This is a genomic window from Candidatus Afararchaeum irisae, assembly GCA_034190545.1.
GTDB classification, from domain to species: Archaea; Halobacteriota; Halobacteria; order Halobacteriales; family Afararchaeaceae; genus Afararchaeum; species Afararchaeum irisae.
The window spans coordinates 1-8806 of sequence record JAXIOF010000004.1 but is presented as its reverse complement, the minus strand read 5'-3'; the positions used below and the strand labels follow the sequence as shown (position 1 = coordinate 8806).

Here is an 8806-nt window from a genome sequence, read left to right as displayed (position 1 = left end):
CCCATGAGTAAGCATAATCATTTACATGGTAAAAAATTTCTTCATTCCCTATATTGACTGTACCGCTCTCTTCGTCGCCCACGAGTTCGAAGACCTCTCTTGGGCTGTATCCCTGAGCGATGTCACGCCTCCCGAGGGCGACAGCGTGGTAGAGACCGTCGTCGGACTCCGTGACAGTAAATCCGACGCGTTCTCCCTGTGTCGCTGTGTCGGAGCCGAGAGATAGAGACGGGTTCTTCTCGGCGACTACGCTCAGCGACTCCGAGGACGACGCTTCACCGAAGGTGAGGTCGTCGGAGCCCTCGACTGTGATTTCGTAGCTTCCCGTCTCCCTTCCCGTGAAGTTGAGACCCCAGTAGACGGAGTCGCCTATACTGTGACCCGTTCTGCCGAGACCCTGTGTGCGGTTACTGACATGTTCGGGTTCTCCTGTCGATGTCGAGACGTTGTAGTGGTCAGTCGCGTTTAGCTCGTCTATCTGTTGATCGGAGAGATTAGCATAGCTCTCGACGAGTACCTCACGTGTGACGTCGTTGCCAGCCGGACTCGTAACCGTGAGCTCTATGTCCTCAGCTCGCATGAAGTTCCAGTCAGCCCTTATGAGTATCGACTCGTCAGTAGCCACTTCATTTCCTGCGACTGTCTCCATTCCCTCGTTGTATATCTCGAAACGAGTCAGTTCGGGCGTGGTAACCTTCGCCTTATAGCCGGTTCCGTCGGTTGACTCAGCGTACTGTCCCACCTCCTGTCCACGTGGTATGGAGTCCCCCGATACCCCGAGCGACTCGCCCTCAGCAGTCCCCCCATCGACGCCGTACAGAACTGAGATGTCGTTCGGAACCTCGTCTGGCTTCCAGACTATGTCCTCCTCCCCCTGAAACACCTCAGTGTAATTCTGGGTGTCTAACTGTATGACTCTACTAGTGCCGTCATAGTTCTCATCAGTCAGGTTTCTCGACGCCGTAGCCGACCCCGTAACGACTGTGAGTATAAAAGCCAGAGCCAGACAGACCAGAAGCAGACGTCTCACGTAGGTGGAAGGATTCATCTCTGGATAAGTAATGTCCACGTTACAGAACATAAAATCTTACCGCTACGTATCGCTCGAAAGGATAGTGAACTACCCCACCCTACTCGCTCACCGCTGGTGCGGTTCGCTCGGTGAGGGTAGGGCTTCCTGTTTCCACGACACGCTTTGCAGACACCGAATCGGTGTCCGTAGGGAGCGCAGTCTCCACAGGCGTTAACGAGAGCTTCGCTCTCGTTCGCACATCAGAATCGCAGAGCGATTCTGAGGACGTTGACGAGACGCCGTGCGTCTCGTTCGCACACCAGAAATCTTCGATTTCTGGGGACGTTGATTCGGAGTGTCCCACTCCTACTTTTTCAAGACCGCGAGAAAGAATATTCCACGCCGCGTTCGCGTCCCTGTCCGCCTCAAACCCACACGATGGACACGAGTGTTCACGAACCCACAGCGGTTTGTCCGTCTTGACACCGCAGGACGCACACTTCTTCGTCGTATCTTTCGGGTCAACTGCGACGAAGTGCGTTCCTTCGCGCTCGCATTTGTATTCGAGCATCCGCAGGAACTTCCCCCACGCCGCTCCTGCTCGGTTGCGCGAGTTGCCAGGGAGTTCAACCAGTCCCTTCGCGTCCAAATCCTCAACGGCCACCAAGTCGTACTCGGTGGCGTAGTAATTCGAGAGTTTGTGCAAGAAGTCTCGCCGCTTGCGTTTCAGGTCGGCGTGCCGTCGAGCGACCGTCTTGCGCTGTTTCTCCCAATTGTTCGAGCCGTGTTCCTTCCGCGAGAGGCTACGTTGAGCGCGTTCTAATCGCTCGCGCTCGGCGGAGAAGTCCGGTGACTCGACAGCGGTTCCATCAGTATCGTGTGCGTACTTGAGAATTCCCACGTCAATCCCAACGACCTGCTCTGGATTCTCCGGCTTCTCGGGAGTGTCTTCGTCCACGTCGATACCGAAGGTGGCGAACCATTCGCCCGTGGATTCTTGTTTGACCGTGACCTGTTTGATGGTCGCATTGTTGGGAATGTCTCGGTGGAGGTGAATCGGTATCTCACCGATTTTGCTCAACCACAGGACATGCCGACCACTCGTATTCTTGAGTTCGAAGCCGGACTGATTGTAGGTGAGCGACCGATACTCCCGAGGTGATTTCCACTTCAGCATTCCCACGGCACGTCCGTTTTCCTTCTGTGCTTTGAGTGTGGACAGGTTGTCATAGACGCGCTTGACGACCATCTGCAACACTTTCGAGTGAACGTCGTTCAGGTCGTTCCACCACGTTTTGAGGTCAGGAAGCGTGTCCTGTACCTCGTAGCGTGCTGGAATCTCGTCTGTCTCGTTGAGTTTGTAGAGGACGTGGTTGTAGAGTTGCCTACAAGTATCGATGTGGTGCAGAAGCGTCTCGGTGAGGGCTTCCGGTGGGTCGAGTCGATACTTGTAGTTGTAATGCATCTATGACTCTCTTTCTTCGATGAGTTCGTCCAGTTTCTCTTGGACGAATGAGGAGAGATTCAGGTGGTTGTCCTGAATCCACTCCTCCTGGTCGTCACGGATGGAGATGTTCTTTCGCGTTGCCACACTATACTTTACACAAGTTGTGTAAATAAGGGTTGTGGTTGACGTGGGCATGTGGGCCAGTCGTCGCGGAGTGTTTGGAAGACGATCACGGGCGTCGTCAGATTCCGACAGAATCTGACTGCCAATCAGAAATAGGAGATTTCTGATGACGCTGTATCCCCTCCCTACTGTGCTACTCGGCCTTCGGCCTGCGTTGCTCGTTGAGGAAGGGGGATTAGCGCCTGAAAACAGTTAAGTCTGTGCTCCGTCTAACCCGTGACGGATGGACGAACGTGACACGACTCGGCGCGGCTTTCTCGTCTCTGTGGGAGCCGCAGTAGCAGTCTCAGGAGCCGGCTGTCTCGGAGACGGGGGCGAGGAGAACTCCGAGGGAACGGGCGCGCCCGGTATAGGCGGAGAAAGAAACAACACCGACTCCGACACGGGGACGGGAGAGTCGGGGACAGACGGTTCACAGCGAGACGAGGAGTCGGGAGAGACGGCTGAGACGGGCGATGGAGAGGGTAAGACAGAGACCGTCGCCGGAGATGTCGACGTCGTCAACGAGACGGTCGGTATCTACGGAAACACAGTAGTCGGAGAGGTCGAGAACACGGGGTCGACTCCCGTTGTCGGCTCCAGCATTGAGGTAAGCGCGGAGACTCTAGACGACTACTTCGCCGAGAGTCTCGTGAGCGGCGACACGGATCTCGAAGGCGTCTATCTCGAACCCGGAGACAGACTGCCTTTCGACCTCAGCGTGGGTCTCGACATGGAGTTCGAGGACGCGGCACGTGAGGCAGAAGACAGGATACGTGCTGCGTCGTCACGTGTCGAACACGCTCAGAGGATAGCCCAGTACCTCGACATGGGAACACGTCTTTCCCCTGGGTCTGGGCGTGAGACAGCCGACTCTGAGGGCGTGAGACAGACAGTATCCGAACTCAACGACTCCGTCGAGATAAGAGCCTCAGTAAACGAAAACGGATACTACATCGACAGGGACGCCGACTCGGACGCTGAGATAAGACTCTCAGTCGCTAACACGTCATCGAAGAAGATCGAGAACTTCGGGATTCTGGCTCTGGTGAGGGAGGCGGGAGAGTACCCACGTGTTCTCGACTTCACGTTTATGAAGAGAAGCCTCGATCCGCGTGAGTCGGAGGTACTGTCACACACATTCAATCAGAGAAATACGGCGGTGAGACAGCCCGAGATACGTCTCACGGCGTACACTGACACACAGATCGGCGAGTGAGACTGAGGATCGGAACCGGAGCCGGAACCGGGATTAGTCTCCGTCTCCACCTGTGTCTCCGCCGAACTCGTAAGTGTAGGGGCTTGTCTCACGTATTACGAGGTCGGGATGGCTCTGGTTCGACCCGAGTATGGTCGCGATCTTGTGGGAGCTAGATACCTCGACACGTCTGTCAGTGTTCGCGTTGACTAACTCAAGAATCTGTCTCGCAGTAAGCTCCTCGCCCGTGAGACCCTCGTCGTAGACTATCTTACGGACTGTCTCAAAGTCGGGGCTCGGGTCGTTCGAGCCTGAACCCGTGACACTCATGTCGGGCATCGAAACCCAATTAGTACCGATTACACTTATACCTATGTCAGACTACTGTCACACACCGTGAAAAGCTATATTCGAGAGTTATGTACGGTGTAAAACCGAATATCTTAAACTATTCTACTCGTAGACCCACGTCTCGTCGATTCTCTCGTACTCCTCGATCTCATCTTCGTCGAAGTAAATCGATATCTCTCTCTCGGCACTCTCGGGCGAGTCTGCGGCGTGTACGCAGTTACGTCCTATGTCGAGGGCGTAGTCGCCACGTATCGTTCCGGGAGACGCCTCGGCGGGATCGGTCGCGCCTATCATCGTTCTCACGATGTCTATGGCGTCGTCACCCTCGACGACCATAGGGACGGCGGGTCCGCTCGTAATGAACTCGACGAGGTCGTCGTAGAAGGGCTTGTCCTCGTGCTCGGCGTAATGTTCCTCACCCTGTTCCTGCGAGGGGGTCAGAACCTTCATCGCGGCTATCTTGAGACCGCGTTCCTCGACCCTCGAAATCACCTCGCCGACTAAGCCGCGCTGGAAGGCGTCGGGCTTGACCATCAGGAAGGTCTGTTGGCGCGCCATCTACGTCTGAGCCTCCTCCTCTGTCGCAGTCCACTCGACGTCGCGCGACGCTCTTATCTCGGCGTTCTTCTCACATTTCGACGAGCAGAACCTGAGTATCTCGCCGTCGTTCTTCACGAACATTATGCCCGTCCCGGGCTCTATCTCGGAGCCACAGAACGTGCAGTCGTGTGTCTCTACCATTGCGATCCCTCTATCTCAGGTTCTCTATGTCCTCGGCGACGCTCTCGACGTCGTCCTCGGCGTTTCCTGCGTCGACTACTGCGGCAGAGGCACTTCCGACCTCAAGACCCGCGGCGTATCCGACGTCGTCCTGACTGTCGATATAGACGTAAGGCACGTCCTTCTCGTCACACAGAGCCGGAAGATGCATAACGACCTCCTCGGGCTGGACATCCTCGGCTATCACGACGAGATCTGCCTCTCCTCTCTCGACAGCCTTCGTGGTCTCGTTGGTGCCCTTACGTATGCTGCCCGTGTCTCTGGCTACCTCTACAGCCTCTAGTGCTTTCTCCTGCAGTTCCTCTGGTACATCGAAGTTTACGTATACTGACATTTTTTACCTCGTTCCGCGCAAGAAGCGCGTCATTACTTTGTTGTCTATAGAGCTATGCTGGTTATATACTCTGTTATCTCGCTGCCTCGGCGACGCGTTCCTTCTCCTCCTTCTTGCTCACGGAGGAGCACTGGACGTCGTAGTCGGCGGCGTCTATTATCTCGCGGGCTAAGACATCGCTCGCGTCGGTCTTAGACTTGTAGCTTCCGTTAGCTACGGATTCGGCTATGAACATCAGAGCCTGATCGACACGTCTCTGGGGTGCGACGTCGACCGCCTTGGGAACCGAGATCCCACCGTACTTGAGCCTCACAGTCTCCTCGCGGGGTCCCGCGTTCTCTATGGCGTAGACGAGAAGCTGTGCAGGGTTGTCGCCCGTCTCGTCGTGTATCTTGTCGAAGGCGTCACGGACGATCTTGAGAGTCTTCTGTTTCTTCCCCGTGTTAGTCTGTGTCTGCATCAGACGGTTGGCGAGACGCTCGACCGCTGAGACCTCCCTCTTCGCGAACTGCTTGTTGGCGTGCTGACCCATCGTGTTCGCGACGGGTGTGATGTTTATGTAGGGCTCGGTCGACCTGTCACGGTACTCTATCTCGTCGACTTCCCATCTGCCGAATAGCTCTGCCATACTATCTCACCGGCTTCTCCTTGTTTCCTCTCACCATCTCTATGAGGGCTACGCCGTTGACCTTGGTGACCTTGTACTTGACACCAGAAAGGTCACCCATCGCACCACCACGAGAGCCACCGATTCCCGCTATAGTGACCTCGTCGTGCTCGTCTATGAAGTCTATCGCACCGTCACCCGGTGCGAAAGCCGTGACCTGCTTGCCGTTCTTTATAAGCTGGACACGGACACATTTCCTTATAGCCGAGTTGGGCTGTTTCGCCTCTATTCCGACCTTCTCGAGTACGATACCCTTAGCCTGAGGCGCTCCACCGAGGGGATCACTCTTCTCCCTCAGACCGCGCGCGCGGCGGGCGTACTTCGAGTCGCTCCACCGCTGATTCTGGCGGTCTTTCTTCATCTTACGTGCCGCGTATTTACCGTTACCCATGGTTATACGACCTACTTAGGCTAACCATATAAGAGAAACGGTTCTGGGCAAGAAGGCGACGTAACGTCTTAGCCACCCTTTGTGAAGACTATCACGAGGGCTAAGGCGACTCCCGAAAGCAGGGCTAGAGTCGAGTGTGGCTTCTCGTGTTCCATAGCCTCGGGGAGTAGATGTGACGCCGAGACATAGAGGAGAACCCCCGATACGAAGCCGAGCATCAGACCCAGGCTACCCTTACCGAGCGCGCTGACGAAGGGATACGCGACGAATGCACCTATGGGTGTCGTGAGTGCTGCTATAACGAAGGCGTAGACACCCGCGAGTCTCTCACTCATTCCTCCTTTTATTAGGACGAGGAAGGTTATGACGCCCTCAGCGAACTCGTGTACGACGAGTCCGGTTCCCGCGAGTACACCCGTGAGGACGCTGACCTGGAAGGTGACGGTGTAGGCGACGCCGTCGACTAGAGAATGTATTCCGATCCCCTGTGCGGCTGTGACGCCGAAGGCGAGTGTCTCCTCCCCAGTGAGGTGCTTTATGACCTTGTTCGAGAAGAACATGAAGAGGAATCCACCGACTGCGGTGAAGCCCGCCTGTGGGCTCTGACTCAGAGCGTTTGGGAGTGCGAGTACGAGAGGAGTAGTTATGAGGACGCCCGCGGCGAAACACATGACGTAGGTCTTCGACCTCTCCGCCCAGTCCTTGTAGCGGTATATCGCGAGTATGCCCACCGAGTTGACCGCCATCGCCGCGACAGCGAAGAGGGCTATCCACGTGAAGGTGTCTATATCGACCATTTTTACGACCTATGAGCCGTCGATACCGAGGTACTCCGAGAGACACGACTCGAAGTTCTCCTTGACGTTGTCGTCGGCGTCGGGCTTGATTCTGAGCTTGATCTCGTTCTTCCCGAGATTCGTGGTGACAACTAAGTCGGGCGTCTCCATCCGCAGAAGAGACGAGCCTTCCCCGAGAGGTCTCTCAATCTCTCCCACGGGTTCGAGACAGTCACGTATCTCCTCGGTGACCGGCTCGTGGGTCTCGTAGACGTAAGCCGTGTCGTCGCCGCACGTCCTAATCTCTCGGGGGTCGAACATCTTCTACTTCTCCACGATTATCTCGGAGTAGTCGTCGCCCATAGCGACACACGACGTCTGTCTCGCGGTGAATCCGGCTTCCTTGTCCCTGAAGAGATCCGCGTAGAAGGAGTCGTCGAGCTCTGGCTCCTCGGTTATGTCTCCGTGGTAGAGGAGGTTCATGACCGAGGACGCGACCCCCTGTGCGAGGTAGTCGACGGGATGGTCGGACTCGCCGAACCACTTGAGATGTCCGACCGACTCGTAGGGCTCGTAGACGTGGACGACGAGTCGCTCATCCGGGATGAGTTCGTCGACCCTCCAGACTCCCCAGCCGAGAGCGTTTATGACGGCTACGATGCCGTGGAGCCAGTCGTCACGCGTCTCGGTCATCGGCTCGACGACAGCCTTCCACTCCTCCGACTTCATTATGCCTCCCATCGTGTTGAAGCCACAGATATGTCCCGCCTCTACGAGCATGTCGGTCGCGATCTCGACGGTTCCCGCCTGGTCAAGGAGTGCGTTCTCGAAACGGAAAGACGACTTGTTGTAGTAGTCGGCGAATCCCCACGTGAGTTCGACGCCGAAGTAGGGTATAAGACCCGAGTCGTTCCCCGAGACGCCGAGGCTGAGGACGTTCTCGACGACCTCTTCCTCGTCGACAGAGCTCTCGACCTGTCTCTCGGGAGGCTCAGCGAGGCCTGGAAGGGGGTTAGGAGAAGTCTTGTCGAGCCAGTCGTAGCTCGCCGACTCGTCGACGGTGTACTCAGAGACGCCGTCTCCGAGTGAGATAGAGCTCTCGTGTCTCAGGTCGAAGCCGTCGGAGACAGCCGCTGCCTTGAGAGTCCCCGCTATGAACCCCTTGTCGAAGTACTCCGCGGGCTCGTCTCTCTCGCCGACGTTGAGCTTCGACGCCCTCGCGTAATGGGAGTTACGGCTCACGACCTTCCCCGAACCCACGTCCGAGAAGTCGACTGTGCCGTGTCCCGTGAATCTGAAGACCTCCTCGGCGAACTCTAGTGCCTCGTCGCTTGAGGCGTCGTTACGGTCAACGTACTCCGAGACGAGGCGGTATGCGGTCTCAGCCGCCGACTGGAGAAAGACCCTCTCCGAGTCGATGTAGTTGGGGTCCTCTATGTACTGGTGCAGAGAGCGGTTGTAATGGTTACAGTGGGCGAGCACGGGCTGTCTCTCTATCTCGGCGCGTCCCCTCTGTGTGTCGTAGTCGATTCCAGGCTCCGTGTCTGTCATCGGAACCACCCCAGGACTCTGTCGAGAAAGCTGTCGGCAAGCTCAGACTCGCCCTCGCCACCACCCGCTCTCTTCTCGAACTCCTCACCCGTTATCTCCTCAGCCGCCTTCCTCACAGCCTCGTACTCGTCGTCTGA

Annotated in this window: 13 protein-coding genes; 1 reads left to right on the top strand and 12 read right to left on the bottom strand. The window is 56.5% G+C overall.

Features of this window, described 5'->3' with window-relative positions; all coding sequences use genetic code 11:
- The 3 genes from SV253_01035 to SV253_01025 form a co-directional block, all read right to left on the bottom strand.
- On the bottom strand, positions 1 to 1048 hold a 1048-nt coding region (locus SV253_01035), incomplete at its 3' end, for a hypothetical protein (GenBank protein MDY6774671.1).
- A gap of 82 nt (positions 1049 to 1130) precedes the next feature.
- Positions 1131 to 2477 (bottom strand): transposase, encoded by a 1347-nt coding sequence (locus tag SV253_01030; protein MDY6774670.1) that lies wholly within the window; start codon positions 2475 to 2477, stop codon positions 1131 to 1133.
- Positions 2478 to 2603, bottom strand: a complete 126-nt coding sequence (locus SV253_01025; GenBank protein ID MDY6774669.1) for a hypothetical protein — start codon at positions 2601 to 2603, stop codon at positions 2478 to 2480.
- A 262-nt stretch (positions 2604 to 2865) separates the two neighbouring features.
- On the opposite strand from SV253_01025, the gene SV253_01020 reads away from it, so the two are divergent.
- Positions 2866 to 3840, top strand: coding sequence for a hypothetical protein (locus tag SV253_01020; GenBank protein MDY6774668.1), 975 nt, complete (start codon positions 2866 to 2868; stop codon positions 3838 to 3840).
- A gap of 33 nt (positions 3841 to 3873) precedes the next feature.
- Here SV253_01020 and SV253_01015 read toward each other — a convergent pair whose 3' ends face one another.
- The 9 genes from SV253_01015 to SV253_00975 all read right to left on the bottom strand — a co-directional run bounded on the left by SV253_01015 (position 3874) and on the right by SV253_00975 (position 8669).
- Entirely contained in the window at positions 3874 to 4158 is a 285-nt protein-coding gene (locus SV253_01015) for a hypothetical protein (GenBank protein ID MDY6774667.1), read from the bottom strand.
- A gap of 114 nt (positions 4159 to 4272) precedes the next feature.
- Positions 4273 to 4728: a nucleoside-diphosphate kinase gene (gene ndk, locus SV253_01010; protein MDY6774666.1), complete on the bottom strand. Its 456-nt coding sequence runs from the start codon at positions 4726 to 4728 to the stop codon at positions 4273 to 4275.
- Positions 4729 to 4911, bottom strand: coding sequence for a 50S ribosomal protein L24e (locus SV253_01005; protein MDY6774665.1), 183 nt, complete (start codon positions 4909 to 4911; stop codon positions 4729 to 4731).
- Positions 4912 to 4921: 10 nt separating this feature from the next.
- Positions 4922 to 5284 carry a 50S ribosomal protein L7Ae gene (gene rpl7ae, locus SV253_01000; protein MDY6774664.1) on the bottom strand — a complete coding sequence of 121 codons (363 nt, stop codon included), beginning with the start codon at positions 5282 to 5284 and terminating at the stop codon, positions 4922 to 4924.
- A 73-nt stretch (positions 5285 to 5357) separates the two neighbouring features.
- Positions 5358 to 5912: a 30S ribosomal protein S7 gene (locus tag SV253_00995; GenBank protein ID MDY6774663.1), complete on the bottom strand. Its 555-nt coding sequence runs from the start codon at positions 5910 to 5912 to the stop codon at positions 5358 to 5360.
- A 1-nt stretch (position 5913) separates the two neighbouring features.
- Positions 5914 to 6342, bottom strand: a complete 429-nt coding sequence (locus tag SV253_00990) for a 30S ribosomal protein S12 (GenBank protein MDY6774662.1) — start codon at positions 6340 to 6342, stop codon at positions 5914 to 5916.
- A 68-nt stretch (positions 6343 to 6410) separates the two neighbouring features.
- Complete coding sequence (locus tag SV253_00985) at positions 6411 to 7139, bottom strand: ZIP family metal transporter (GenBank protein ID MDY6774661.1); 729 nt, start codon at positions 7137 to 7139, stop codon at positions 6411 to 6413.
- A gap of 9 nt (positions 7140 to 7148) precedes the next feature.
- Entirely contained in the window at positions 7149 to 7439 is a 291-nt protein-coding gene (locus SV253_00980; protein ID MDY6774660.1) for a hypothetical protein, read from the bottom strand.
- 3 nt (positions 7440 to 7442) lie between these two features.
- Positions 7443 to 8669 (bottom strand): hypothetical protein, encoded by a 1227-nt coding sequence (locus SV253_00975; GenBank protein MDY6774659.1) that lies wholly within the window; start codon positions 8667 to 8669, stop codon positions 7443 to 7445.
- Positions 8670 to 8806: the final 137 nt, after the last annotated feature.